This window comes from Pantoea sp. AG702, assembly GCF_003182295.1.
Taxonomy (GTDB): domain Bacteria; phylum Pseudomonadota; class Gammaproteobacteria; order Enterobacterales; family Enterobacteriaceae; genus Pantoea; species Pantoea ananatis.
Genome location: NZ_QGTU01000007.1, coordinates 11,770 through 36,841 on the forward strand (window position 1 = coordinate 11,770; position 25,072 = coordinate 36,841).

At 54.2% G+C, this 25,072-nt stretch carries 25 protein-coding genes; 8 read left to right on the forward strand and 17 right to left on the reverse strand.

Translation table 11 applies throughout. From position 1 onward, the window contains the following. Positions 1 to 59: 59 nt before the first annotated feature. From tatC to udp, 8 genes are all read right to left on the reverse strand, one after another. On the reverse strand, positions 60 to 818 hold the full coding sequence (gene tatC, locus DFO57_RS17110) for a Sec-independent protein translocase subunit TatC (protein WP_013024100.1): 759 nt from the start codon (positions 816 to 818) through the stop codon (positions 60 to 62). Next, positions 818 to 1,450 (reverse strand): Sec-independent protein translocase protein TatB, encoded by a 633-nt coding sequence (gene tatB / locus DFO57_RS17115; RefSeq protein ID WP_029569343.1) that lies wholly within the window; start codon positions 1,448 to 1,450, stop codon positions 818 to 820. The genes tatC and tatB overlap by 1 nt, the downstream gene beginning before the upstream one ends. Before the next feature lie 3 nt (positions 1,451 to 1,453). Then, positions 1,454 to 1,708, reverse strand: a complete 255-nt coding sequence (gene tatA, locus DFO57_RS17120) for a Sec-independent protein translocase subunit TatA (RefSeq protein WP_013024098.1) — start codon at positions 1,706 to 1,708, stop codon at positions 1,454 to 1,456. 109 nt (positions 1,709 to 1,817) lie between these two features. Continuing rightward, positions 1,818 to 3,455 (reverse strand): ubiquinone biosynthesis regulatory protein kinase UbiB, encoded by a 1,638-nt coding sequence (gene ubiB, locus DFO57_RS17125; protein WP_014606977.1) that lies wholly within the window; start codon positions 3,453 to 3,455, stop codon positions 1,818 to 1,820. Continuing rightward, on the reverse strand, positions 3,452 to 4,057 hold the full coding sequence (locus DFO57_RS17130) for an SCP2 domain-containing protein (RefSeq protein ID WP_026021046.1): 606 nt from the start codon (positions 4,055 to 4,057) through the stop codon (positions 3,452 to 3,454). Before DFO57_RS17130 ends, ubiB begins: the two co-directional genes overlap by 4 nt. An 11-nt stretch (positions 4,058 to 4,068) precedes the next feature. Then, on the reverse strand, positions 4,069 to 4,827 hold the full coding sequence (gene ubiE, locus DFO57_RS17135) for a bifunctional demethylmenaquinone methyltransferase/2-methoxy-6-polyprenyl-1,4-benzoquinol methylase UbiE (RefSeq protein ID WP_029569342.1): 759 nt from the start codon (positions 4,825 to 4,827) through the stop codon (positions 4,069 to 4,071). 76 nt (positions 4,828 to 4,903) lie between these two features. Next, the gene (gene rmuC, locus DFO57_RS17140; protein WP_029569341.1) at positions 4,904 to 6,403 is read right to left on the reverse strand and encodes a DNA recombination protein RmuC; all 1,500 of its coding nucleotides are present in this window, start codon (positions 6,401 to 6,403) and stop codon (positions 4,904 to 4,906) included. A 155-nt stretch (positions 6,404 to 6,558) separates the two neighbouring features. Further along, positions 6,559 to 7,320 carry a uridine phosphorylase gene (udp, locus tag DFO57_RS17145; protein WP_014606979.1) on the reverse strand — a complete coding sequence of 254 codons (762 nt, stop codon included), beginning with the start codon at positions 7,318 to 7,320 and terminating at the stop codon, positions 6,559 to 6,561. Between the two features lie 303 nt (positions 7,321 to 7,623). Between udp and DFO57_RS17150 the strand changes: the two genes are divergently transcribed. Beyond that, on the forward strand, positions 7,624 to 8,460 hold the full coding sequence (locus DFO57_RS17150; protein ID WP_013024092.1) for a dienelactone hydrolase family protein: 837 nt from the start codon (positions 7,624 to 7,626) through the stop codon (positions 8,458 to 8,460). Positions 8,461 to 8,523: 63 nt separating this feature from the next. On the opposite strand, the gene metE is transcribed toward DFO57_RS17150, so the two are convergent. Further along, positions 8,524 to 10,794 (reverse strand): 5-methyltetrahydropteroyltriglutamate--homocysteine S-methyltransferase, encoded by a 2,271-nt coding sequence (metE, locus tag DFO57_RS17155; protein WP_029569339.1) that lies wholly within the window; start codon positions 10,792 to 10,794, stop codon positions 8,524 to 8,526. Positions 10,795 to 10,932: 138 nt separating this feature from the next. Between metE and metR the strand changes: the two genes are divergently transcribed. After that, positions 10,933 to 11,862, forward strand: coding sequence for an HTH-type transcriptional regulator MetR (metR, locus tag DFO57_RS17160; protein ID WP_022623771.1), 930 nt, complete (start codon positions 10,933 to 10,935; stop codon positions 11,860 to 11,862). 72 nt (positions 11,863 to 11,934) lie between these two features. Further along, entirely contained in the window at positions 11,935 to 12,414 is a 480-nt protein-coding gene (locus DFO57_RS17165; RefSeq protein WP_013024089.1) for a DUF1456 family protein, read from the forward strand. A 142-nt stretch (positions 12,415 to 12,556) separates the two neighbouring features. On the opposite strand, the gene DFO57_RS17170 is transcribed toward DFO57_RS17165, so the two are convergent. Next, positions 12,557 to 13,417: a carboxylate/amino acid/amine transporter gene (locus DFO57_RS17170; protein WP_029569338.1), complete on the reverse strand. Its 861-nt coding sequence runs from the start codon at positions 13,415 to 13,417 to the stop codon at positions 12,557 to 12,559. Between the two features lie 352 nt (positions 13,418 to 13,769). Here DFO57_RS17170 and glpT point away from each other — a divergent pair, with 352 nt between their 5' ends. Next, positions 13,770 to 15,110 (forward strand): glycerol-3-phosphate transporter, encoded by a 1,341-nt coding sequence (gene glpT, locus DFO57_RS17180; RefSeq protein WP_029569337.1) that lies wholly within the window; start codon positions 13,770 to 13,772, stop codon positions 15,108 to 15,110. A gap of 40 nt (positions 15,111 to 15,150) precedes the next feature. Here glpT and yigL read toward each other — a convergent pair whose 3' ends face one another. Together yigL and pldB are read right to left on the reverse strand one after the other, a co-directional pair. Then, positions 15,151 to 15,951, reverse strand: a complete 801-nt coding sequence (yigL, locus tag DFO57_RS17185) for a sugar/pyridoxal phosphate phosphatase YigL (RefSeq protein ID WP_013024086.1) — start codon at positions 15,949 to 15,951, stop codon at positions 15,151 to 15,153. 54 nt (positions 15,952 to 16,005) lie between these two features. Beyond that, positions 16,006 to 16,998: a lysophospholipase L2 gene (pldB, locus tag DFO57_RS17190; protein WP_014595021.1), complete on the reverse strand. Its 993-nt coding sequence runs from the start codon at positions 16,996 to 16,998 to the stop codon at positions 16,006 to 16,008. 114 nt (positions 16,999 to 17,112) lie between these two features. On the opposite strand from pldB, the gene rhtB reads away from it, so the two are divergent. Beyond that, a complete protein-coding gene (rhtB, locus tag DFO57_RS17195; RefSeq protein WP_013024084.1) occupies positions 17,113 to 17,736 on the forward strand; it encodes a homoserine/homoserine lactone efflux protein in 624 nt (207 codons plus the stop codon). A 76-nt stretch (positions 17,737 to 17,812) separates the two neighbouring features. Here rhtB and rhtC read toward each other — a convergent pair whose 3' ends face one another. From rhtC to pldA, 3 genes are read right to left on the reverse strand one after another with little or no spacing between them, the layout of a single operon-like run. Further along, a complete protein-coding gene (rhtC, locus tag DFO57_RS17200; RefSeq protein WP_013024083.1) occupies positions 17,813 to 18,436 on the reverse strand; it encodes a threonine export protein RhtC in 624 nt (207 codons plus the stop codon). A gap of 12 nt (positions 18,437 to 18,448) precedes the next feature. Continuing rightward, positions 18,449 to 20,275, reverse strand: coding sequence for an ATP-dependent DNA helicase RecQ (recQ, locus tag DFO57_RS17205; RefSeq protein ID WP_013024082.1), 1,827 nt, complete (start codon positions 20,273 to 20,275; stop codon positions 18,449 to 18,451). A 23-nt stretch (positions 20,276 to 20,298) separates the two neighbouring features. Next, entirely contained in the window at positions 20,299 to 21,174 is an 876-nt protein-coding gene (gene pldA, locus DFO57_RS17210) for a phospholipase A (RefSeq protein ID WP_014606982.1), read from the reverse strand. Positions 21,175 to 21,364: 190 nt separating this feature from the next. Here pldA and DFO57_RS17215 point away from each other — a divergent pair, with 190 nt between their 5' ends. Next, positions 21,365 to 21,835, forward strand: coding sequence for a thioesterase family protein (locus DFO57_RS17215; RefSeq protein ID WP_014595018.1), 471 nt, complete (start codon positions 21,365 to 21,367; stop codon positions 21,833 to 21,835). A gap of 57 nt (positions 21,836 to 21,892) precedes the next feature. On the opposite strand, the gene DFO57_RS17220 is transcribed toward DFO57_RS17215, so the two are convergent. Further along, positions 21,893 to 22,366, reverse strand: coding sequence for an ester cyclase (locus tag DFO57_RS17220; protein ID WP_014595017.1), 474 nt, complete (start codon positions 22,364 to 22,366; stop codon positions 21,893 to 21,895). A gap of 234 nt (positions 22,367 to 22,600) precedes the next feature. On the opposite strand from DFO57_RS17220, the gene DFO57_RS17225 reads away from it, so the two are divergent. Together DFO57_RS17225 and rarD are read left to right on the forward strand one after the other, a co-directional pair. Beyond that, positions 22,601 to 22,978 (forward strand): helix-turn-helix domain-containing protein, encoded by a 378-nt coding sequence (locus tag DFO57_RS17225; protein ID WP_013024078.1) that lies wholly within the window; start codon positions 22,601 to 22,603, stop codon positions 22,976 to 22,978. A gap of 120 nt (positions 22,979 to 23,098) precedes the next feature. Beyond that, positions 23,099 to 23,998 (forward strand): EamA family transporter RarD, encoded by a 900-nt coding sequence (gene rarD, locus DFO57_RS17230; RefSeq protein ID WP_029569335.1) that lies wholly within the window; start codon positions 23,099 to 23,101, stop codon positions 23,996 to 23,998. On the opposite strand, the gene DFO57_RS17235 is transcribed toward rarD, so the two are convergent. After that, positions 23,969 to 25,021 carry an AbrB family transcriptional regulator gene (locus tag DFO57_RS17235; RefSeq protein ID WP_024471029.1) on the reverse strand — a complete coding sequence of 351 codons (1,053 nt, stop codon included), beginning with the start codon at positions 25,019 to 25,021 and terminating at the stop codon, positions 23,969 to 23,971. The genes rarD and DFO57_RS17235 overlap by 30 nt on opposite strands. Positions 25,022 to 25,072 lie beyond the last annotated feature (51 nt).

A 25,072-nucleotide genomic window follows, 5' to 3' on the forward strand; every position in this document is an offset into this window, starting at 1 on the left:
CGCCTGGCGGCGGTTTTTGACTTTCCTCTCCCGCCTTGCGGGTTGTGCCCAATCAGACATCAGGAATCGGCGTTATGTTCCTCATCCTCTGCCTGGCGGCCTTTTCCCACATAGTAACGTGAGAAGAATACGCCGACTTCAAACAGGCAGTACATCGGAATAGCGAGCAAAGTTTGGGAAAAAACGTCTGGTGGTGTGAGCAGCATCCCAACAACGAACGCGCCAACCAGAATATAGGGGCGTTTCTTTTTCAAATCATCGGGGTTGGTAATGCCCGTCCAGCAGAGCAGCACAATCGCGACCGGCACTTCAAATGCCACGCCAAAGGCCATGAACAGCGTCATCACGAAATCAAGATAGTTGGTAATGTCCGTTGCAATAGTGACGCCCTGGGGCGCGGTTTTGGCGAAAAAACCAAAGGCCAGCGGAAAGACGATGAAGTAAGCAAAAGCGACGCCCACGTAAAACAGCAACGTACTGGAGAACAGCAACGGCATGACCAACTTGCGTTCGTGGCGATAGAGGGCTGGCGCGACAAAGGCCCAGACCTGGTAGAGGATAACCGGAACGGCAAGGAATACCGATACGATCATGGTCAGCTTGATCGGGGTAAAAAACGGTGACGCGACATCCGTGGCGATCATGCTGGCGCCCGCGGGCATCTGATTAATGAGCGGCGACGCCACCGCATGGTAGATATCATTGGCAAAGTAAATCAGCGCCAGAAAGATGACTAACACGGCAACAATACAGTTCAGCAGACGCTTACGCAGCTCAATCAAATGGCTGATCAGGGGTTGGGTATCTTCAACGGCCATTATCGCTCATCACTTGCAGAAGGAGTAGAAACTGAACCTGCCGACGGCACAGCGCTAACGGGCTTAGCCGCAGTTTGTGCATCGGCATGAGCAGGCGACTGTGCCGGTGCACTGGCATGCCCTGAGGCAGGTCGCGGCTGAACCGGGGAGGGCTCAACGCGGCTGTCGGCCGGTTGAGAAGCCGCAGGTTCAGACGTCGCCAGCGGAGCCTGCACAGGTGCCTGCGCCTGATGTTCGCTGGCGGCAGGTGTAACGGGGTGCAGCGTTTCGGTGGTCGATGCAGGGTGAGGAGAATGGATGGTATTGGCTTCGTCTTCGTCTCTTTCAATATCAATGCTCTGCTTGACCGAGCGTTTCATTGAATCAGCCGTTTTCCGCAGCTCTTCCATGGATTCCTTAAGCTCGGGGGACAGCGTGCCCCGGCCGGCTTCTTCCACCTTTTTCAGGCTGTCTTGCAGCTCCTGAAGCTTGAGTTCTTGCGCCAGCTCACTCTGGACATTGGCGGCCAGCGAGCGGATCGCTCTGATCCAGCCCATGACCGTTTTTACCGCAAGGGGCAGACGTTGCGGGCCAAGAACGATCAGCCCGATCACGAACACCAATACCAATTCACCAAAACCAATATCGAACACGGCTTACACCTGCTTGTCGTTCTTGACGTCATCTTTCTGAGCCGACGTTGGCTGTTTATCCGCCAGCGTTTTGGCATGGAAATCAGCATCCTGCTCTTTCGGTTGATCCTTTTTATCGTCTTCGTCGCTCATGGCTTTCTTAAACCCACGGATAGAAGAACCCAAATCCGAACCCAGATTACGTAATTTGTTGGTACCGAACAGAAGAACCACAATCACGGCAATAATTAACAACTGCCAAATACTAATACCGCCCATGAGATAGCCTCGATTTTATTGTTAAAAACTGCGGGGTCATGCACCACGAAACCCGTGTTTATTCGGGTCCGAATCAGCGACATTACCGCGTTTCTGGCGCAGGTGACAATCAGTTTGTCTTACGCCAGCCGATTAACCAACTGACAAAGCCCGCCGCCATTAATGCCGCTGGAAACAGGTCCCACTCAGGCCTGCTGAGGAGCACCGCCGTTCCGCTAATCAACAGCGTCGCGCCTACGCCAAACAGGTAACGCGCCTGCTGCTGACGTGAACGTTGGACACTTAAATCGTTCGCGAGTTTATCCACGCTGAGGCGTAATTGCTTATGCTGCCGCATACTGTCGTAAAACAATTCTGGCAGTTCTGGCAGTTTTTCTGCCCAGTAAGGGGCTTTTTCCTTTACCGCACGGATAATCGCCGGAATCCCGATTTGATCCTTAATCCAGTCCTCAAGGAAGGGTTTTGCCGTTTTCCAAAGGTCCAGTTGTGGATAGAGCTGGCGACCGATGCCTTCAACGTAAAGCAAGGTTTTTTGCAACAGCACCAGCTGCGGCTGGACTTCCATATTGAAGCGACGCGCCGTGTTAAACAGGTTCAGCAGCACATGCCCAAACGAGATTTCTGCCAGCGGTTTCTCAAAAATGGGCTCGCATACGGTACGGATAGCGAACTCGAAGTCTTCAACGTTGGTATCGGCAGGCACCCAGCCCGAATCGACATGCAGTTCCGCCACTTTGCGGTAATCGCGATTGAAGAAGGCAATAAAGTTCTCGGCCAGATAGCGCTTATCTTCTTTATTCAGCGAACCGACGATACCGCAGTCAATGCCGATATACTGAGGATCTTCAGGATGATCGTAACTGACAAAGATATTGCCCGGATGCATGTCGGCATGAAAGAAGCTGTCGCGGAAAACCTGGGTAAAGAATACCTGCACACCGCGTTCTGCTAACAGCTTCATGTTGACGCCGTGCTGCTCCAGCGTCGCCACATCAGAAATGGGAATGCCGTAAATGCGCTCCATTACCATCATGGATTCACTGCAATAGTCCGAATAGACCTCTGGCACATACAGCATGCGGCTGTTTTCAAAGTTGCGGCGAAGCTGAATGGCATTGGCGGCTTCACGCAACAGGTTTAATTCATCAAGCAGGGTCTTCTCATAATCCCGTACCACTTCAACCGGGCGCAGACGGCGGCCATCCGGCAGCAATCGTGGCACCCAGCGGGCAATGCGGTAGATGAGTTTCATGTCCGCTTTGATGACCGGCAGGATATCCGGGCGGATTACCTTGATAACGACGTTCTTGCCATTGGATTTCAGGGTTGCGGTATGTACCTGAGCGATAGAGGCCGAGGCCAGTGGAATGATATTGAAGTCATCAAACCAGGATTCAATCGGTGCGCCCATTGAGGCTTCGATCTGCGCTTTCGCTTTAACGCCATCAAAGGGGGCAACGCGGTCCTGCAGGACAGCCAGCTCATCGGCAATCACCGGGGGAAACAGGTCACGGCGCGTCGACAGCATCTGACCAAACTTGATCCACACCGGGCCCAACTGCTCCATCGCCATACGCAAACGCACGCCAAGGAGTTCTTGCTTGTGCTGGTTGGGGATCCAGAAAATGCAGCGTCGCCATAGCCTGAGCGGAAGAGTCAGGCGCATCTGCGGAATCAGTTCATCAAGGCCGTAAGTCAAAAACACCTTAATAATAAAATATAACCGGCGGATCTCTCCAAAACTCATTTCGCCTCCAGCTGTGCCAGACGCGCATCAAGCGCCTCAAGCGAACGTTCCATCGCGCTAACCTCCTCAGAGAACCAGGCAAATTCCAGGGCGCCCGGCGCAACCCGCCACTCTTCGGTTAATGCCTGACCAAGATAGTCCTGACGCCGTTGCGTTTCTGCTTTGAAAAAACGCCATGCACGCTGCGCGCCCTGGCTCATCCCCTGAGCGGCGATATCACCGATCCAGGGAGCAAGGTATTCAGCGGGATCCAGCTCGGCCAAATCCATCAGCGCAGAAAACTGCTGAACCACCTGCAAGTCACCTTCAACCTGCAGCTCACCGCTACGAATCAAGGTCGTCAGCTGCTGGCGATCGCGTAACTTTGGCAGGGACTTAAGCTGGGTAATGACCGTGCAGTCACTGCTGTCCTGCCAGTCACTGAGCACGTCAAGCTGCTGCTCACTGAACACCAGCACCAGCGGCCAGGATAGCTCACTTAAACGCAGCATCAGTACCTTGCCGACCAGGCGCTGACGTGCGCTTTTCAGGCTACGATCGCGATACAGTATGCGGTTTAACGCCGTTTCAATACCGGCGGTCATTACAGGTGTTAAGGTCATCGCCATAATGGTTAAAATTTAAACCCACGATGCAGCGCCACAATCCCACCCGTCATGTTGGAATAGGTCGTGTTTTCGAATCCCACGTCATTCATCATCGCTTTCAGGGTTTCCTGATCGGGATGCATGCGAATTGACTCAGCAAGGTAGCGATAGCTTTCTGCGTCCTGGGCGACCAGTTGCCCAATACGGGGCAAAATATGGAACGAGTAAGCATCGTAAGCTTTGCTAAGGGGTTCGATAACAGGTTTAGAAAACTCCAGCACCAGTAAACGTCCACCTGGCTTCAGCACGCGGAACATTGAGGCCAGTGCCTTCTCTTTTTCAGTCACGTTACGCAGACCGAACGAAATAGTGATGCAGTCAAAATAGTTATCAGGAAACGGCAATGCTTCGGCGTTGGCCTGCACATAGCTGACGTTGCCTACCACGCCCAGATTACGCAGTTTTTCCCGGCCCATTTTCAGCATTGAGCTGTTAATGTCAGCCAGCACAACCTGACCGGTTTCACCCACCAGGCGCGAAAATTTCGCGGTAAGATCGCCGGTTCCACCCGCCAGATCCAGCACGCGCTGACCACGGCGCACGCCGCTGCTGTCAATGGTAAAACGCTTCCAGACTCGATGGACGCCAAACGACATTAAATCGTTCATCAGGTCATATTTTGCCGCTACGGAGTGAAACACGTCCGCGACTTTACCGGCTTTCTCGCTTTTGGCGACCGTCTGAAAGCCAAAATGGGTAGTTTCCTGCTGTGATTCATCTGCCATCGGTTTTACCTGCTCCACAAACAATACTCACTGAAGTGTATCAGAGTCATAGAGGTCAGGCACGCTGGTGACCTGCTTATTCGCGGAGGTGCCGAATCCGCTCATGACTTTCGTCTGCGTTGTCCTTGTCATTTTGCTCACTGTCGTGCTCATTCTCAGGCATAGCTTGTTCAACCAGGTGCGGGTTAATGGCGCGTTTTACTTCTACACCCAGATCGCGAAAACCTTCAGCCTGGGCGATAAGGTTGCCCCGCCCCTCTGCCAGTTTCTTCATCGCCTCGCGATAGCTGTTCTGCGCCTTATCAAGGCTGTGACCAATCCCGCTCATATCGTCTACAAACAGCCGCATTTTGTCATACAGTCTGGAGGCCCGCTCTGCAATGCGCTGTGCATTACGACTCTGGTGCTCATAGCGCCAGAGATTATTAATCGTCCGCAGCGCCACCAGCAGCGTAGTTGGGCTGACCAGCATGATGTTCTGCTGCAGGGCTTCACTGATGAGTTCGGGCTGACGATCGATAGCCAACAGGAAGGCCGGCTCAACAGGAATAAACATCAACACATAATCCAGCGAGCGTAAACCGGGCAATTGTTGATAATCTTTGCGGCCCAGCAGGCGAATGTGCCCGCGCATGGCGCTGACATGTTCCTGAATAGCCTGCTCGCGTTCCACATCGTCATCGGCATTAAAATAACGCTCGTAGGCCACCAGCGTCATTTTAGCGTCGATAACCACATCTTTTCCCTGTGGCAGGCGAACAATCACATCCGGCTGCATCCGGCTTTGCTGTTCATTCTGCATGCTGACCTGAATGTCGTACTCATAGCCTTCACGCAGCCCAGAAGCTTCCAGCACCCGGCTCAGTACCACTTCGCCCCAGTTGCCCTGAATTTTATTGTCGCCTTTAAGCGCCTTCGTGAGGTTAAGCGCCTCCTGAGCCATCTGGGCATTCAACTGCTGCAGCTGACGAATCTCGTGAGTGAGCGTGTGGCGCTCACGGGCTTCGGCACCGAAGCTTTCATTCACCTGGCGGCGAAACCCGTCAAGCTGCTCCCGGAGCGGCCCTATCAGGCTGTTAAGACTTTGACGATTCTGCTCATCAACCCGACGTCCACTGTTTTCAAAAATACGGTTGGCCAGATTTTCAAACTGCGCGCTGAGTCGCTGCTCGCTGTTTGTCAGCAGTCGCTGTTTTTCTTCTGCTGCAAAGCGGGTTTCTTCCAGACGAATCGTGACCTCGCGCAGCTCTGCTTCCTGCGCGCTGTTCACTTCGAGCTGATTACGAAGTTCACGGGTGAGTTGTTCGCTCTCGTTGCGCCAGTAGTCGAGCTGTTGCAGGCGCTCATTGGCCCCGCTTAACGCACCATGAAGCTGTCTCAGCTCCTGTTCACGCTGCTGCACCTCTTGCTGGAGCTGGTCGATATGCAGCTGCTGACGCTGTTGCCCCTCGTTTAGCAGGCGACGTTCTGTAGAAAAGCTGGCCAGCTGATGGCCGACCCGCATTTGCGCCAGTATCCAGCCCACACCAAGGCCGGCAAGCGCCAGGCAGATGTAGATAATGATGTGCTGATCCATATTTTCCCCGCTGGTCAGGCTAATGAAGGAAAAGGTAAATTCGCACTGTATGAATGTCCAGATATATTTGCTGGCGTTGGAAGAGGCGACGCAAAGGCTTGTGAGTGGCAGGACAGACAGGCCCGATCACGGGCCTGTCTGTTAAAACAGGGGAATTACAGTAAACGGCGCGCGGCTTCCACCACGATTTTCACCGCGTCGCTTTCCGTCTGCTTCATCGTGACGGCATCCGGAATCTCTTTTTGGGTGCGGTTGACGATAACGCCCGCTACCATCCCGGCTCTCAGCCCCTGGCTGGCACACATGGTTAACAGGGTCGCCGACTCCATCTCGTAGTTCAACACGCCCATCTGCTGCCACTCCTGCATAGAGCCCTGGAAGCTTTTTACGACACGGCCTGAAAAGGTATCGTATCGTTCCTGACCCGGGTAAAAGGTGTCAGAAGAGGCCGTAATACCGATATGGGTTTTAGCGCCACAGGCTTCCGCCGCCGCGACTAATGCCGTCGTACAGGTAAAGTCCGCCACTGCCGGAAACGCCATGGGGGCGAAATGCAGGCTGGCACCGTCCAGGCGCACTGATGCTGTGGTGACCAAAACATCGCCGACGTTGATATGGGGCTGAATCGCCCCAGTGGTTCCCACGCGCAGGAACGTACGCACGCCAAGCTGTGCCAGTTCCTCAACGGCAATCGATGTAGAAGGTCCGCCAATACCTGTCGAACACACAACAACCGGTTTGCCATCCAGCTTCGCCAGCCAGGTGGTGAACTCGCGATGGGAAGCAAGATGCTGTGCATCTTCCATCAGTCCGGCAATCTTTTTCACGCGCTCTGGATCGCCAGGAACAATGGCCAGCGTTGCCCCCTGCAGGTCAGCTTTAGTCAGGCCAAGATGGAATACGTCAGACTGTGTCATATCAGACTCCGGGTTAAGGAAAATTTTTACGCCACTTTACGTCACCGGGCGAGGTAAATATGTGACTAAATTCACTTAAGAAAATGAAAGTTACATTCCCAAAGAAAAATAAGGTGATTTAGATCACACATCCATCTCTCGCCTTGCGTATTGCTACATATGGTGATGTGGAAGCTATCGCGGGAATGTTAAAGAGAAGTGTAATTTTATTGGTTAACAGCTCTGTTACTCAATGCCCGGTACCTGTCATGGGTGGCCAGGCTATAGTTACGTGATTGCGCCTATGCTTGCACGGAGAGAACGATGAAAACCGAAGATAATATGACACAAAAATCAGCTGCAGGCGCGTTTGCTCCGGCAGTTCAGCCCACAGCAGCGACCACCATTATTACCGACAGCGCCAACATCCATGCGGGGGAAACCTCCATTCCGAGCCAGGGTGAAAACCTGCCGGCGTTTTATGCGAAGCCGCAGTCAGCAGAAGGTCCGTTGCCGGTCGTGCTGGTGGTACAGGAAATTTTTGGCGTTCACGAACATATTCGCGACATTTGCCGTCGGCTGGCGCTGGAGGGCTATCTGGCCGTCGCGCCAGAACTGTACTTCCGTGAAGGCGATCCCAACGATTACAACGACATCCCTACCCTGTTCAAAGAGCTGGTCAGTAAAGTGCCCGACAGCCAGGTGCTGGCAGATCTCGATCACGCGGCGAACTGGGCTGCCCGTAACGGGGGAGATATTCGCCGCATGGGGATTACCGGTTTCTGCTGGGGCGGACGCATCAGCTGGCTTTATGCCGCGCACAACCCGCAACTGCGCGCCGCCGTAGCCTGGTATGGTCGCCTGGTGGGTGAAAAAACCATGAAGCAGCAAAAACATCCTATCGATATCGCCGTTGATCTGAACGCGCCCGTGCTGGGGTTGTATGGAGGTCAGGATGACGGCATTCCGCTGGAGAGCGTCGAGCAGATGCGCCAGGCACTGCACGCGGCCAATGCCAAAGCTGAGATCATTGTTTATCCCGAGGCCGGACATGCTTTTAACGCCGACTATCGTCCAAGCTATCACGCCGAATCGGCCACCGATGGCTGGGCGCGCATGTTAGCCTGGTTTGCGCAATACGGTGTTGCCCCCGCGAAGTGACTGAAAAAAGGGGCGTTCAGGCGCCCCAACATACTGACAACGTATTGACACAACACCAGGAAATCAGGCGGTTTCGCCCCGCAGGTTTCTTGCCGCTTTGACCATGTTAGCCAGCGCCTGTCGGGTTTCGCGCCAGCCGCGGGTTTTCAGGCCGCAGTCCGGATTCACCCACAGACGTTCCTCAGGGATACGTTGTGCGGCCTTGCGTAACAGATTTTCTATCCACTCGACGTCGGGTACATTGGGGGAGTGAATATCGTACACGCCGGGCCCGATTTCATTCGGATACTCAAATGCGTTGAATGCATCCAGCAAATCCATATCGGAACGTGAGGTTTCGATGGTAATCACATCCGCATCCAGTGCCGCAATGGATGCCATAATGTCGTTAAACTCGCAGTAACACATATGCGTGTGAATCTGCGTCTCGTCTTTCGCGACAGCGGCGGTTAACCGAAACGCCTCCACGGCCCAGCGCAGATAATCTGCCCAGTCGGACTGATGCAGCGGCAATCCTTCACGCAATGCAGGCTCATCAATCTGAATAATGCCAATGCCGGCGTGTTCCAGATCCGCAACTTCATCCCGCAGCGCCAGTGCAATCTGTTTGGCGATCGTTTCACGTGATACATCCTCCCGCGGGAATGACCAACAGAGAATGGTCACCGGGCCGGTCAACATACCTTTTACCGGCTTGTCAGTCAGGGACTGCGCATAGGTTGCCCACGCCACGGTAATGGCTTCAGGACGGCTGACGTCACCAATAATGACCGGCGGTTTAACACAACGTGAACCGTAGCTTTGTACCCAACCATTTTGTGTAAAGACGAAGCCGTCCAGGTTCTCGCCAAAGTATTCCACCATATCGTTGCGTTCCGCCTCGCCGTGAACCAGCACGTCCAGTCCCAAACGCTCCTGCTCAGCTATCGCCTGCTTAATGTGTTCCGCGATACCGGTACGGTAATGCGCGCGATCAATCGCGCCTTTTTTGAAGTCGAGTCGTAATCCACGAATTTCAGTGGTCTGCGGGAAGGAACCGATGGTGGTGGTTGGCCAGGCGGGCAGGTTGAAACGCTGACGTTGTGTGCTGGCACGCCCGGCGTAAGGGCTGGCACGTTCGGTGTCTTTGGCCTGAAAATTTGTCAGACGCAGTGCGACAGCCGCGTTGTGGACGCGGCGGGAATGCGCACGTGCCTGAACCGGTGCGCTCCATTCCTTCAGCGATGCGGGATCGTTGCGGCGAAGCGCCGTACTCAGTAGCGACAGCTCATCACATTTTTGCAAGGCAAAGGCAAACCAGCTTTTCACCTCCTCGTCCAGACGGGTCTCCACACTCAGATCAATGGGGCTGTGCAGCAACGAGCAGGATGTGCCAATCCACAGGTGTTCACGTGAGGCGATCAGCGGCTGCAGACGCTCAAACCAACGGCTGAGATCGGCACGCCAGACGTTGCGGCCATTGATCACGCCGACAGATAACACCCAGTCTGCGGGCAGTTGTTGGTTCACCTGCTGGATATCATCTTGCCCCTGCACCAGATCCACATGCAGGCCCTGCACTGGCAACGTGCGGATAATATCCAGATTCTGGCCGATACTGTCGAAGTAGGTGGTCAGCAGCAGGTTGACCTGCCCGTTTAACGCAGCGTAAGCCGCTTTGAAGGCCTCGCGCCATTCCTGTGGCAGTTCCAGCGCCAGGACGGGTTCATCAATCTGTACCCACTCAACGCCGCGCGCGTTCAGTTCGGTCAGGACCCGCTGATAAACGGGCAGAATATCGTTCAGTAGTGACAGACGATTAAAGGGTTCTCCTTTTACCTTACCCAGCCAGAGGTAGGTTAACGGTCCTGACAACACAGGCTTAACGTTATGACCCAGCGCCAGCGCCTCGTCCACTTCATCCAGCAGTTGGGTCCAGGTTAAAGAAAACGACTGGCCTTGCGTGAATTCTGGCACGATGTAGTGATAGTTCGTGTTGAACCATTTTGTCATTTCTGCCGCCGCGGCCGGCTCACCCGTCGGTGCACGCCCCCGGCTCAGGCGGAACAGCGTATCCAGATCAATCGATCCGTCCTGATTTCGATGGCGAGCAGGCACGTTGCCCAGCATCAGGCTGGTCGTCAGAATATGATCGTACCAGGCAAAATCGCCCACCGGCACTTTATCGACGCCGGCCGCTTTTTGTTGTTGCCAGTGGCGCGCACGCAGTTCGCGACCCACCGCCTGTAATTCTTCCTGCGTGCTGTTGCCAGCCCAGTAGCTTTCAAGTGCTTTTTTCAGCTCGCGACGCAGACCAATACGTGGAAAACCGAGAGTATGATTTAAGATAGTCATTCACTATTCTCCAGAAAGTCTTCGGCTTTGGCGGGTCGCCAAAGATGTTTAGCCGTCCAGATGTTTACACCGCTATATTCTGCGGGTACTGTATGTTGCTCAAGCGCAAATTATTCAGCTTCGATGTGAAGGACTCTCATGATCGAATTCAAACACCTCCGGACGCTTCAGGCTCTGCAGAATACGGGCTCGCTGGCTGCTGCTGCGGCTCAGCTTCATCAGACACAGTCGGCGTTATCACATCAGTTCAGCGATCTGGAACAGCGGCTGGGATTTCGTTTGTTTGTTCGTAAAAGTCAGCCACTGCGTTTTACCCCGCAGGGCGAAATTTTATTGCAGCTGGCAGAGCAGATACTGCCGCAAATTCAGCAGGCGCTTCAGGCCTGCCACGAACCGCATCAGACCACGCTGCGCGTCGCGATCGAATGCCACAGTTGCATTCAGTGGCTGACACCGGCTTTAGATAAGTTTCGTCAGAGCTGGCCCCAGGTGATGATGGATTTTAAATCGGGCGTAACCTTTGATCCGCAGCCCGCGCTGCAGCAGGGCGAACTGGATATTGTATTGACGTCGGATATCCTGCCGCGCTCAGGCTTGTTCTATTCACCTATGTTTGATTTCGAAGTCCGCCTGGTACTGGCGCCAGATCACCCTCTGGCGCAGGTTGAACACATTTCACCTGAAGACCTGGCGGATGAAGTGCTAATGATTTATCCGGTACAGCGCCAGCGCCTGGATATCTGGCGCCACTTTCTGCAACCTGCGGGGATCAGTCCGGCGCTCAAGAATGTCGATAACACGCTGCTGATGATTCAAATGGTCTCGGCGCGCATGGGGATTGCTGCGCTGCCGCACTGGGTCGTTGAAAGTTTTGAAAAACAGGGCCTGGTGATCACCAAAACGCTGGGCGAAGGGTTATGGAGTCGTCTTTACGCCGCTGTACGCGACGGTGAACAGCGCCAGCCGGTACTGGAAGCGTTTATGCGTTTTGCCCGTCAGCATGCCTGCGAGCATTTGCCCTTTGTCAGGGACGCCGCGCATCCTGCGAAGGTTTTATCGCGTGAGTGACAAAGCTGCGCGATAGCAGGCAAAATCCCCTATAATGCGCAGCCTGTCGATTTACCATGAGAAGATCTCACCATGACTAACAACGATATTCTGCGCAGCGTGCGCTATATGCTCGATCTGAACGATGCCAAAATGGTGGCGATTTTTGCGCTGGCTGAATGTGAAGTGGCTCAGGCGGACATTACCAGTTGGCTGAAGAAAGATGAGGATGCGGCGTTTCGCCCCTGCCCCGATGTGGTGATGGGATATTTTCTTAACGGTTTAATTTTTCATCGCCGCGGAAAAAGTGAAGACGCGCCTGCGCCCTCCATCGAGCGCAAGATGAACAACAATATCTTTATGAAAAAGCTGCGCATCGCGTTTGATTTGAAAACTACCGACATTCCTGACGTGCTGAAAAAAGCCAACTTTACGGTCTCTCAGGCTGAGATTGGCGCAATCTTCCGCAAACCGGATCATAAAAACTACCGCGAGTGCGGTGACCAGATTCTGCGTAATTTTCTTAAAGGGCTGACGATGATTCATCGCCCCGCCACAGGTAAACCCGCTTAATCAGAAACGCCCTGACCGGAAGCAGCTCGCTGTCATGCGGTCTGCTTCCGGTCAGGCTCAGGGGCGTTCACAGCCTGTTTCCAGCCCAGATGCCCTGCATTTCTCCCGCAACGGTTTACTCGCTGGCAAGGCCCGCCACGGACTATCTTGCGCTGTTGTCTACCACCCAGCGCTTATGGACCCACAGCGACGCCATAATCACGATGGCTCCTGCGATAAAGCTTGGCCAGTGCGGTTTTTGCTGCCATATCGCCAGGTTCACCAATAAGCCGGCCGGAACGTGCATGTTATTCATAATGCCCAACGTGCCGGCATCGACCTGCGTCGCGCCGTAGTTCCACATAAAGTAGCCCAGCCCCGAAGCCGCGACGCCCAGCCAGACCAGAATGCCCCATTGCAGCGTCGTGGTAGGCAATTTATGGGGATTGCCCCAGGCTGCCCAGGCAACGATCGCAATCAGAACCGCGCCCAGATAAAACCATGAAAACGCCGTATGTTGCGGCATTGGACGGGTTTCCTGCAAACGTTTGTAGCCCACCATCCCCGCCGCGAAGCAGATATTCGCCAACTGGACCAGCAGCAGACCAAACCAGAAGTTATCGCTGACTTTGTCATAACGAATGATTGCCGCGCCAGCAACGGCCAGCAGCGCACTGAAAATGTAGCCCACGCGCAGGGGCCTTCGGCTTATCAGGTCGTAGATTAAGGTGACATACAGCGGCGTCATCACGGTGAACAGCAGGAATTCTGACACGCTCAGATACAGATAGGCTTCAAAACTCAGCAAATACATAATGCCCAGCTGCAACATCCCTACCAGCATATAGAGCAAGAGCGTCGAAGGCCGATAGCCGCGCCAGCGCAGGAACGGCAGAAACACAATGGCCGCCAGCGCCAGGCGCATCAGCACTGAAAACCAGCTGTCCACTTGCCCGGCAAGGTATTCACCGATCAGGCTAAAGGAGAATGCCCACAGAATGGTAGTAACAATCAATAAAAGCACGGTAACAACCCCGAAATAAACAGAGCGTCAGTGTAAACAATGTCCTGAATCAGAGCTGCATTATCTGGTTGACATCTGGTTATTTACCAGGCAATCAGGCAACACCTCCTCAGCCCGACGTTTATCCGCTCAGGAGAGCATGCATGAGGTTAAAAATGGGCGAAAAAGCGCATCTGCCTGGCATTTTCGCGCTTTACTGTAATAAAACTGTAACAAATTTGTCATTCATCACAGTAACCCAGTCCGCCTCTGTCTATTCTCTGCGCGAAATGGTGCATTGCGAGCACCCTTTTTTCTTTCGACCCAACCTGCTGGGGAATCAAAACCATAATGCGCCCGGAGGGCCACCCTAATGTTAAGTATTTTTAAACCTGCACCACACCAGCCTCAGGTGGCAGAGGATCGTATCGATCCACTCTACCGCCGCCTGCGCTGGCAAATCTTTATCGGTATTTTCTTTGGCTATGCGGCTTACTACCTCGTCAGAAAGAATTTTGCCCTGGCCATGCCTTATCTGGTTGAACAGGGTTTCTCACGAGGCGATCTGGGGTTTGCGCTTTCCGGTATCTCCATCGCTTACGGCTTTTCCAAGTTTATTATGGGCTCGGTGTCCGACCGCTCTAATCCACGGGTCTTTTTACCCGCAGGATTGATCCTGGCCGCTTTCGTGATGCTGTTCATGGGGTTTGTTCCCTGGGCGACCTCCAGCATCATGGTGATGTTTGTGCTGTTGTTTATTTGTGGCTGGTTTCAGGGAATGGGCTGGCCACCCTGCGGACGCACTATGGTGCACTGGTGGTCGCAAAAGGAACGCGGCGGCATTGTCTCGGTGTGGAACTGTGCCCATAACGTCGGCGGCGGCATTCCTCCCCTGCTGTTTCTGCTGGGAATGGCCTGGTTTAACGACTGGAGGGCGGCCCTTTATATGCCGGCCTTTGGCGCCATTGTCATCGCCATCCTGGCCTTTGCCCTGATGCGGGATACGCCGCAGTCCTGCGGTCTGCCGCCCATCGAGGCCTACAAAAACGATTATCCGGCTGACTACAACGAAAGCCATGAAGAAGAGTTCACGGCGAAACAAATCTTCATGAAGTATGTTCTGCCGAATAAATTACTTTGGTATATCGCCCTGGCAAACGTGTTTGTTTATCTGCTGCGTTACGGCATTCTGGACTGGTCACCGACTTACCTCAAAGAGGTGAAACACTTCACGCTGGATAAGTCATCCTGGGCTTACTTCTTCTATGAGTATGCGGGGATCCCTGGCACGCTACTGTGCGGCTGGATGTCCGATAAGGTGTTTCGCGGAAACCGTGGCGCGACGGGCGTGTTCTTTATGACGCTGGTGACCATCGCAACGGTGGTTTACTGGTTAAATCCGCCGGGTCATCCCGGTGTGGACATGGCCTGTATGATTATTATTGGCTTCCTGATCTACGGGCCGGTGATGCTGATAGGACTCCACGCGCTGGAGCTGGCGCCGAAAAAAGCCGCCGGGACGGCCGCGGGCTTTACCGGGCTGTTCGGTTATCTGGGAGGATCGGTTGCAGCCAGCGCCATTGTGGGTTACACGGTGGACTATTTTGGCTGGGATGGCGGATTTTTAGTCATGATTGTGGGCTGTGTGCTGGCAGTGATTTTGTTGCTGCTCACTATGGTCAGCGAGCATAAACACAAGCAAAAACTGGCCTAGCCGTCAGAAGGCCGGTTAACCGGCCTTCTGCTCCGGCGCACTACGATAAATACAACTTTCTGAGCGTCGCCGGCACGGCATCCTCAACATTGCTGCCAATCACTTCTAGCTCTGGCAAGGTATCTTTCAGACGCTGATGCGCATTAGCCATAATGCAGCCCTTGCCCGCCATACTCAGCATTTCAACGTCGTTCATACCATCACCAAAGGCAATACAATCTTTCAGCGTAAAGCCTAACTGTTTTGCCACAGATTCGAGCGCGTGGCCTTTTGAGACGCCGCCCGCCATCACTTCCAGACAGGTGGGCAGTGAAAAACTGACGTTGACCCTGTCTCCCCAACGCGCTTCAATCGCCAGCTCCATTGGAATAAGGTGTTCAGGCTCTTCGCAGGTGAAAAAGACTTTGCTGATGCCGTCAGTGGGCAATATGCCCGGTTCATAAACCTGATAATGAAAATCAGATTCGCGAAAATAATCTTTCTCTGCCGGACTGCAACGGCTGACAAACCACTCATCGTCACGATAAACATGGGTCAGCACTTCCGGATGATGGTACTGCAGGCCGAACAGGTCCTGGGCGATATCCCAATCCAGGTTATGGCTAAAAATCAGTTCGCCGGCTGGATTATGCACACGGGCACCGTTTGACGTAATCATATACGCCGGAATCCCCAGCTTGTCGCGCATTTGTCCAACATCAATGTGATGGCGGCCCGTGGCGAAAATAAAGTGAATGCCTTTTGCCACCAGCTGCTGCAACGTTTCTCGGGCATCAGGCGTGAGGCGGTGTTCGGGAGAGAGCAGTGTGCCGTCCAGGTCGGACACAACAATGTGGTACATGAAAACCTCGGGTATCTGTGTCGGTTGGCCGTAGCCGGTAATGTAAACGGATAACTAGTGATGCGATAAAAAGAAATCGACGATCCCATTCAATGCTTCGGCGCGCATGCTGTCTTTTTCAAACAGAATCTCGTGGCGTGCACCTTTAATAACCTGGGGCTTATCGCCCTCACAGGGATGACCGGCTGCCGCCATGGCGGCGCAAAACAGATCTTGTGAGCGGTTATCCACCACGCTGTCTTCGCTTGCCTGTAGCAGCAGTAGCGGCGTCGTTATTTTATCAACCTGACTGAATATGTTGCGTCCAGCATGAATGCCTTCCCGTACCCAGTGATAGGTGGGACCGCCAACACGAATCGCCGGGTCGTCCGCATAAAAACGCAGGCTGCGACGATAACGTTCATGACTGTGCGTCAGACGGTTAATGCCAAAGGGATGAGCCCGCCAGCGCCCCGTGCCTAATGCATAGCCATCGCGAACGGCAGGTCGTTTCTCTGCCCAGTCGAGGATCTTATGCGCCAGAAAAGAGGGTAACGGCAGCGCGATGCCAAACATCGGCGCAACCAGAGCCGCAGCGTGAAACGCGCCAGGCTGACGCGCCAGGAACAGGGCCAGAATTGCGCCCCCCATTGAATGCGCCAACGCATAACGTTGTTGATAATGACGGCTCACAATCTCTTTCAGATAGAGCGTTTCAAGGTCATCGACATAGTGGGAAAACTCCACCACATGTCCAAGATGCGAATCATCCAGCAGCCGATCGGATCGCCCCTGACCACGGTGATCGAGCACGATCACATCGAACCCACAGTGAAACAGATCGTAGGCCAGCTCGGGATATTTAACGTAGCTCTCAATGCGCCCGGGAACGATTACAATCACGCGCTTGTGTTGCGGTGAAATGAACCGAACGTAACGTAAGGTCAGATTCTCAACGCCGGTAAATTCACACTCTTCACGGCTGTGCCAGAAATCAAGCAGTGGGCCGGTCGCGAAGGCAGCGAAGGCCTTTTCGCGTTGCAGCCAGCTTGCTCTGTGTTGCTTCATCCGCCCTCCTGATTGCCGGAAAAAAAGAGTCTGAACGGCCGCATGATGTCCATAGCCCTGCGCAGCATTCTGGCGTATTGTGTCACACTTCAGACGTGACAGGGAGTACAACCCATGACCATCGAATGGTGGCTGACTTATCTTCTTACCACCACAATTCTTAGCCTTTCACCCGGCTCTGGTGCCATTAACACCATGAGCACGGGCATCAGCCACGGTTATCGTGGTGCGGTCGCGTCTATTTCAGGCCTGCAGGTTGGTCTTGCCCTGCATATCGCCCTGGTGGGGATCGGTCTTGGGGCGCTTTTTTCCCAGTCGCTGCTGGCATTTGAGATTTTAAAGTGGGCCGGTGCAGGCTATCTGGTCTGGTTGGGCATCCAACAGTGGCGCACTGCGGGCGCGATTGACCTCAACGCTATGTCGAAAGCCATGCCGCGTCGTCGCCTGTTCAAGCGGGCGGTAATGGTGAACCTGACGAATCCCAAAAGCATTGTGTTTCTGGCGGCGCTGTTTCCCCAGTTTATCCTGCCTCACCAGCCGCTGATGCTGCAGTATCTGGTGCTGGGCGTCACAACCGTTCTGGTGGATATCATCGTCATGATTGGCTATGCCACATTAGCCACGCGCATTGCAGGATGGATCAAAGGGCCCAGGCAGATGAAGCTAATGAACCGCATTTTCGGCGGCTTATTCATCGCGATTGGAGGACTGCTGGCCAGCGCCAGACGTATCGCCTGACCCGGCGGAGGCTGCCGCACGACAGTGACGCTGTCGGCGGCTTGCCGTAACGACTGACGTGTCCGGTAACCCGCTATCAGCGCGACAGGATCAGATGAATGCCAAAACCGGCAAACAGCACGCCCGCAACACCGTCTACCCACTTCGCAGCACGTTGATACTTATCCCGCATCCACGGCAGGGCAAAAACAGCCGCGACCAGAGAAAACCAGGCGAAGGTTTCAACGCTTATCAGGACGAACAGCCCCCAACGTTCCAGCCCCCCCACATCGTTACCGATAAACAAGGAAAAGACGCTACCAAAGTAGATAACCGCTTTGGGATTCGACAGGTTGGTCAGCAGGCCTTTAATAAAGCTCATGCCTTTCCTGGGCAGTTCGACGACAGGTTCCTGCTGCACGGGCTGTTTGTGGCGCTGACGGGCTGAGCCAATTAACTGCCAACCCATCCATAGTAGATAGAGTCCGCCACCGACCATGATGATTTGGTGTAGCCAGGCCATCTTTTGCAAAATCAGATGCAGGCCCATCAACGCTACCGCGGCCCAGATCATGACCGCCAGGGTAATGCCCAGAACGCCCAACATCGCTTCTTTGCGCGAACGGCTGGCGGCGGTTTGCGAGACAAAAAAGAAATCCGGGCCGGGACTCATCAGGGCAACAAGATGGACCAGGGCAATCGTGCCGAACAAAATCAACATGGTAACTCCTCTTTACTCTTCATCGAGATGTTCTTTAATCATCAGCAAAAACGGCTTACCGAAACGTTCCAGTTTGCGGTGCCCCACGCCGTTCACGCTGAGCATTTCTGAGGCGCTCACCGGCATCTGCTCTGCCATCTCCAGCAAGGTTGCATCGTTAAACACAACGTAGGGCGGAATATTCTCTTCGTCGGCTATCGCTTTACGCAGTTTACGCAGCTTGGCAAACAGCTTGCGGTCGTAGTTGCCGCCATACACTTTGGCCGACCCGCTGCTTTTCGGTCTGGCGGTAATCAGTCTTGGCACCGCCAGCATCAGCGGAACTTCACCGCGCAATACCGGTCGGGCCGCTTCAGTTAGCTGCAGCGCAGAATGCATGGCGATGTTTTGCGTCACCAGCCCCAGATGAATCAGCTGACGCAGGACGCTGACCCAATGCTCGTGGCTGTTTTCTTTACCCAGCCCATAAACGGGCAGCTTGTCGTGTCCCTGTTCGCGGATGCGATGATTATTGGCACCGCGCAATACTTCAACAATGTAGCCCATACCAAAGCGCTGGCCGACGCGATAAATACTGGAGAGTGCCTTTTGGGCTTCCACCAGGCCGTCATAGCGCTTTGGCGGATCGAGGCAAATATCGCAGTTCCCGCAGGGCTGCTGACGTCCTTCACCAAAGTAGTTCAGCAGCACCAAACGACGGCAGGTCTGCGCTTCGGCAAAAGCATTCATCGCATTCAGCTTGTGACGTTCAATATCCTGTAGCGGGCCAGGCTGCTTCTCTTCCAGGCATTTGCGCAGCCAGGCCATATCAGCAGGATCGTAGAGCATCATGGCTTCTGCCGGCAGGCCGTCACGTCCGGCACGTCCTGTTTCCTGATAATAGGATTCAATGTTGCGTGGAATATCAAAGTGCACCACAAAACGCACGTTCGGCTTGTTGATGCCCATCCCAAATGCCACGGTCGCCACCACGATTTGCAAATCGTCGCGCTGAAACGCTTCCTGTACGCGGGCGCGCTGGGCGCTGTCGATTCCGGCATGATATGCCCCAACGCTTAACCCCCGGCTTTGCAGACGTGCGGCGGTATCCTCAACTTTTGCCCGGCTGTTACAGTAAATAATGCCGCATTTACCGCGCTGATCCTGTACGTAACGCAGCAGCTGCTCAGTGGGTTTAAATTTTTCCACCAGCGTGTAACGAATATTGGGGCGGTCAAAACTGCTGATTTGAATCAGCGGATCCTGCATATGCAGCAGGTTAATGATATCAAGACGGGTCGTTTCGTCAGCGGTCGCTGTCAGCGCCATGACGGGCAGATCGGGAAAGCGCTGGCGCATCTGTCCCAGCGCGCCATATTCCGGTCGGAAATCATGTCCCCATTGGGAAATACAGTGCGCCTCATCAACGGCCAGCATACAGGGCTGCCAGTGCGCCAGACTGTCAAGAAAGTTGTCCATCATCAGACGTTCTGGCGCGATATAGAGCAGCTTCACGCGCCCGTTGCGGCAATCGGCCATGACAACCTGCTGCTGCTCGCGCGTCATGGTCGAGTTCAGACAGGCCGCGGCCACGCCGTTTGCCAGGAGCTGATCCACCTGATCTTTCATCAGAGAGATGAGTGGCGACACCACCAGTGTCAGCCCCTCGCGCACCAGCGCCGGAATCTGATAGCAGAGTGATTTACCGCCGCCGGTCGGCATCACCACCAGGCAATCCCGCCCGCTCAGCGCTTCATTTATGATTGTCTGCTGACCGGGACGAAACTGCTGGTAGCCGAAGGTATCCTGCAATACCTGCTGCGCCAACGCTTCCTGATTAAGAACTGCCGAGGTTGCCACTGTATTCCTGACTTAATGGTTGGTTAGAACAAATCGTTAAGGGTCACACCTACGCCTAAACGAGTCTGACGGTGGTTATAGTCAATGAGAGATTCACCATAGCCGCTAAACAGCTGGGTGTAAAAACGCACGTGCTGGGTGATGGGATAACTCCAGCCCAGCGTAGCGCCGCCGTAACCGCTATTCCAGTTATAGTTGCCTTCCACGCTGAAAATGCTGTCACCCATCGCATAGCCCACTTTCGCCCGATAGTAGCCCATGTATTTTGTAATATCCGGGTTATCGTCCGTGCTGGCGCTCTCAGAAATACGGAACCAGGGTTTGATCTCTGCGAGGAAATTACCGTTTTGCGCCATCAGGCGGGTATAAACACGGTTCCAGCTGCGTGACGTGGGATCGCTACGGCCATTGGACTGATGATTCACGCCCACTTCAACATCACGTAGCGTCCAGCCGGCAAACGAATAATCGGTCGCCCAGCCCAGGAAAATCTGCGGCTCATAGTTTGTCTCGCGGAAGGGCGACGACTCTTTTTTATTGGATAGCTGCCACCATGAGCGCTGAGTATAGGACGCGGCTAACACGGAGTTGTCACCCAGGATGCCGCGCCACAGTGGAAATGCCAGACTAAGCTGGAATTTCACTTCGTCCTTACGGGCATTCTGCGCCCAGTTATAAGAGGAAATCGCCTCTTTATTAATGTCGCTAGTGTACGTGTAAAGCAGATAGTTATTTTCGTAAGGATAAAGCACAAACGGGTTGTCATGCTGCTCCAGCAGGTTGGCAATAATGCTGCCACGAACCTGGGGTGCATCGTGAACGTGTTTGATCGTGGCTTCGTCCGCCTGCGCCAAAGCAGGAAGTAACATTGCCGCCAGCAAGGCGCGATGCTTACGCATAGGATTCTCCAATGGAAACTGCGTATTCATAAAAGCGAATGGGTGTTGTAAAAAGCAGGACATTCTACACACAAATGTGAGCGAACATCAGCGCTGATTTCCTAAACTGGAAACCCTGTCGAGCGAAGCATAGAATAAACAACTCATTAACATCTACAGTTCATTTGTCAGCTGTTCAGGACTAAACACCATGTCATCCGTGCTATTGACTCAGCAGGACGCTCGCCGCCTGGTCGGTGAAATTTTTATTTATCATATGCCGTTTAACCAGGCACTTGGTCTGGAACTGGATCACCTTGACGCCGACTACGCTGAAATCAGTTTTGTGAACAAAACCATGCTGGTCGGAAATGCCGCTCAACAGATTCTCCACGGTGGGGTCACCGCCGCCGTACTGGACGTGGCGGCAGGCATGGTGTGCGTCAGTCATGCCTTGACGCGTGAGGAAACAATCAGTGAGGAAATGCTCCGCCAGCGACTGTCTCGCATGGGAACGATTGATATGCGGGTAGACTATCTGCGTCCCGGTCGCGGCGAGCGTTTTATCGCCACCAGTCGTTTACTGCGTGCCGGCAATAAAGTCTCTGTGGCGCGGGTGGAGTTACACAATGATCAGGGCGTTTACATCGCGACCGCCACAGCCACCTATCTGACAGGTTGATCACAGAACTGAACGCGTGGCAGCGTTTGAGTACTGCCACGCGTTATCCTGCCTGAATCAAAACATAGTATTGGTGTTCGCCGACGTCGCCGGTACAGCCTGAATCACATCCCAGTGCTCGACAATTTTGCCGTTTTTCACGCGAAAAATATCCGTAACGGCCTGGCCACGATCGTGTTCACCGTTGGTGGAGTGAACATGCAGCCAGACCAAATCGCCATCGGTCGCACTTCGGACGATGCGTGCTTTTGACTGCGGGTTTTTCCTGAAATAGTCGGTAAAAAAGTTAACAAGCGGTGCCTTGCCGTTTGGCACGCCGGGATTGTGCTGACGGTAATTATCCGCGATAACCCGGGCCGCTTCAGCGACCTTGTGGTGATTAAAAAATTGATCATAGAAATGGATCACCAGTGCACGATTGGCCTCTTCCACCTTGATATCGCGGCCTTCGCCAGGTTGTGCCGCGTAAACTGCACCCGCGGTCAGGATACCTGCCGCCAGCAACAGGGTTTTCAGAAAAGCTACCATCATTATTCTCCTTGATCGTTCGTCATAGCGCTGGTCGCGAGGCACCAGATTTTGAGTACACAGGGATTGCCTGACGTCTGTCGAATGCGATACAGGGTTTCGCTCGGACACCTGGTCACAAAAATAGACTGACGTCGTGACGGATGTTACATTCGCGCAAAATGGATAACAAGAAGTCACACCAGAGTGACTTAATCACCTGAAAGTGACGCTTAGCGATGCACAGGAACCGACCCGATGCCCAAATCTTCACCCGCAACCTTTACGTATCAACAACCGTGCCCCATCCGGGATGTGCTTGACCGGATAGGCGACAAATGGAGTTTATTGATTCTCGAAGCGCTGGCCGAACAGACCTTACGTTTCAATGAACTTCACCGTCATATTGGCGATGTTGCCCGTCAGGTGCTGTCACGCAGTCTGAAACGGCTGGAAATGGATGGCTATATCCTGCGCACACTTTATCCGGAAGTGCCGCCGCGCGTTGAGTACAGCCTGACGGATTTAGGCCGTTCATTTCTCGAACCCATGCAGCAATTAATTGCATGGGCAGATAACAATCATCAGGCCATCTGCCTTTCTCGCCAGCGCGCGCTGGAGCAGGAGAAAGACTGACCCAGCATTATCGCCAGATCGGGCTACAGAGATAACGAGGACTGCGTTACCATTGCGGCCCTCTGTCACGCCGCTGTATTTCAGTGACCTCCGGTACAGTACGAAATTTCAGGATGAATTATGGATACCCAGCACACCCGTCAGGGCATCGGCTTTGCGCTTGGCGCTTACTTTATTTGGGGCATTGCGCCCGCCTACTTCAAATTAGTGAAGGCCGTACCGGCGACTGAAATCATGACCCACAGGGTGATCTGGTCAGCACTGTTCATGGTGTTACTGATTACCCTGAGTCGCAGTTGGGGACAGGTCAGAAGCGTGCTGCGCCAGCCAAAAAAAGTGCTGCTACTGGCCCTTACGGCGGTAACGGTAGGGGGAAACTGGTTGCTGTTTATCTGGGCGGTGAACAATCAGCATATGCTTGAAGCCAGCCTGGGCTATTTTATCAACCCGTTGATTAACGTTGTGTTTGGCATGATTTTCCTGCGTGAACGTTTCCGTCGCCTGCAGTGGCTGGCGGTCGCCCTGGCGGCTGGCGGCGTGCTTCTGCAACTGTGGAAATTTGGCTCAGTGCCGGTGATTGCCTTAGGGCTGGCGTTCAGCTTTGCGTTTTATGGCCTGATGAGGAAGAAAATCCAGGTCGATGCTCAGAGCGGCATGCTGATAGAGACGCTGTGGCTGTTTCCGCTGGCCGCGCTCTATCTGTTTGGCTTTGCTGACAGCAGCACCAGCCACCTTAGCGCGAACCCCATGAGCCTGAACCTGTTACTGATCGCCGCAGGCATAGTCACCACGATTCCGCTGATGTTCTTCGCCGCGGCTTGTACCCGACTGCGCCTGTCAACGGTGGGCTTCTTTCAGTATCTGGGCCCTACGCTGATGTTCTTGCTGGCGGTGCTGTTTTATGGTGAAACCGTTACGCCAGATAAAATGGTAACCTTTGGTTTTATCTGGCTGGCTCTGCTGGTCTTTATTCTGGATGCCGTGACGTTTTCAGCGCGGAGCCGAATGCGCAAAGCGTGAAAGAAAGCGCGCCATTGCCGGCCCGGTCAGTAAGATGGTGAATAATCGCAGGGTCTGCATCGCCATCACAAAAGCCATATCTACCCGGCTTCCGGCAGCGATAATCGCCACCGTGTCCAGCCCGCCTGGGCTGGTGGCGAGATACGCCGTCATCAGGTCAATATGCAACACGCGGGTTAACATCCATGCCAGCCCACCGCACAGCAGCATCAGGCCAAAAATGGACAGCAGCATCTGCGGCAGCGTGCTTAACGCCAGCCTGAAGATCGGCCGGGTGAAACGTAACCCCACGCTCCAGCCAATCATGGCGTACGCCAGGGCAAGCAGCCATTCTGGCATCTGAAGCACCGCCGTACCGGTTGAATGCAGGGTTGCACCGATCAGCGCAGGTATCAGTAACGCGCCAGATGGGATACGCAGCCATGGGCCAAGCCATGCGCTGCAAACCACCAGGCACATTGTCACCAGGAAACCGCTGTTAAGCGCCGGAAACCACACCAGCGAGCCGGCATGACCGCCATCGCCCAGCCCGATCCGCGCCACCATGGCCGCCGCGCCCGCCACAAACAGCACCCGCAGATACTGCATGAACGCAACCAGCCGGACGTCCGCGCCAAATTCGCCCGCCATCGCGACCATCGCAGAGGCACCACCAGGGGAAGATCCCCATGCGCCCGTCGGGCCCGGAAGCTGGCTGAAACGCACCAGCAGAAAACCCGACAGCCCGCTGGCGGCCAGCGTCAGCAGCAGGACCGCTAACACGACTGGCCAGTCCTGCAGCAGCGGCGTCAGGATAGAAGGTGACAGGCTTTGCGCAATCATGCAGCCCAGCACCGCCTGCGACAGCAGAAATAACCGCTTGTTAATACGCAGTGTGGCACCGGACAGGCCCATGACCACGCCAACGATCATGGGTCCCAGCAACAGGGCGGCCGGCACGTGAAAATACTGGAAGATTGCGCCAAGTAATACAGATGACACTAACAGCAGCAGCCATTGCCAGCGCAACGAAAGAGCGTCCATAGAATGATTAATCAATTATGAAAATTGAGCGGCTAGAGTAGCAGAATTAAG

Bases quoted from the DNA above. Each gene is read 5' to 3' on its own strand.
- tatC (WP_013024100.1), bottom strand. From the start codon at position 818: ATGGCCGTTGAAGATACCCAACCCCTGATCAGCCATTTGATTGAGCTG.
- DFO57_RS17235 (WP_024471029.1), bottom strand. From the start codon at position 25,021: ATGGACGCTCTTTCGTTGCGCTGGCAATGGCTGCTGCTGTTAGTGTCA.
- pldB (WP_014595021.1), bottom strand. From the start codon at position 16,998: ATGAAGCAACACAGAGCAAGCTGGCTGCAACGCGAAAAGGCCTTCGCT.
- rhtB (WP_013024084.1), top strand. From the start codon at position 17,113: ATGACCATCGAATGGTGGCTGACTTATCTTCTTACCACCACAATTCTT.
- ubiB (WP_014606977.1), bottom strand. From the start codon at position 3,455: ATGAGTTTTGGAGAGATCCGCCGGTTATATTTTATTATTAAGGTGTTT.
- glpT (WP_029569337.1), top strand. From the start codon at position 13,770: ATGTTAAGTATTTTTAAACCTGCACCACACCAGCCTCAGGTGGCAGAG.
- metE (WP_029569339.1), bottom strand. From the start codon at position 10,794: ATGACTATCTTAAATCATACTCTCGGTTTTCCACGTATTGGTCTGCGT.
- DFO57_RS17130 (WP_026021046.1), bottom strand. From the start codon at position 4,057: ATGACCTTAACACCTGTAATGACCGCCGGTATTGAAACGGCGTTAAAC.
- tatA (WP_013024098.1), bottom strand. From the start codon at position 1,708: ATGGGCGGTATTAGTATTTGGCAGTTGTTAATTATTGCCGTGATTGTG.
- ubiE (WP_029569342.1), bottom strand. From the start codon at position 4,827: ATGGCAGATGAATCACAGCAGGAAACTACCCATTTTGGCTTTCAGACG.
- DFO57_RS17220 (WP_014595017.1), bottom strand. From the start codon at position 22,366: ATGATGGTAGCTTTTCTGAAAACCCTGTTGCTGGCGGCAGGTATCCTG.
- pldA (WP_014606982.1), bottom strand. From the start codon at position 21,174: ATGCGTAAGCATCGCGCCTTGCTGGCGGCAATGTTACTTCCTGCTTTG.
- metR (WP_022623771.1), top strand. From the start codon at position 10,933: ATGATCGAATTCAAACACCTCCGGACGCTTCAGGCTCTGCAGAATACG.
- DFO57_RS17215 (WP_014595018.1), top strand. From the start codon at position 21,365: ATGTCATCCGTGCTATTGACTCAGCAGGACGCTCGCCGCCTGGTCGGT.
- yigL (WP_013024086.1), bottom strand. From the start codon at position 15,951: ATGTACCACATTGTTGTGTCCGACCTGGACGGCACACTGCTCTCTCCC.
- rarD (WP_029569335.1), top strand. From the start codon at position 23,099: ATGGATACCCAGCACACCCGTCAGGGCATCGGCTTTGCGCTTGGCGCT.
- rhtC (WP_013024083.1), bottom strand. From the start codon at position 18,436: ATGTTGATTTTGTTCGGCACGATTGCCCTGGTCCATCTTGTTGCCCTG.
- rmuC (WP_029569341.1), bottom strand. From the start codon at position 6,403: ATGGATCAGCACATCATTATCTACATCTGCCTGGCGCTTGCCGGCCTT.
- udp (WP_014606979.1), bottom strand. From the start codon at position 7,320: ATGACACAGTCTGACGTATTCCATCTTGGCCTGACTAAAGCTGACCTG.
- DFO57_RS17165 (WP_013024089.1), top strand. From the start codon at position 11,935: ATGACTAACAACGATATTCTGCGCAGCGTGCGCTATATGCTCGATCTG.
- DFO57_RS17150 (WP_013024092.1), top strand. From the start codon at position 7,624: ATGAAAACCGAAGATAATATGACACAAAAATCAGCTGCAGGCGCGTTT.
- DFO57_RS17225 (WP_013024078.1), top strand. From the start codon at position 22,601: ATGCCCAAATCTTCACCCGCAACCTTTACGTATCAACAACCGTGCCCC.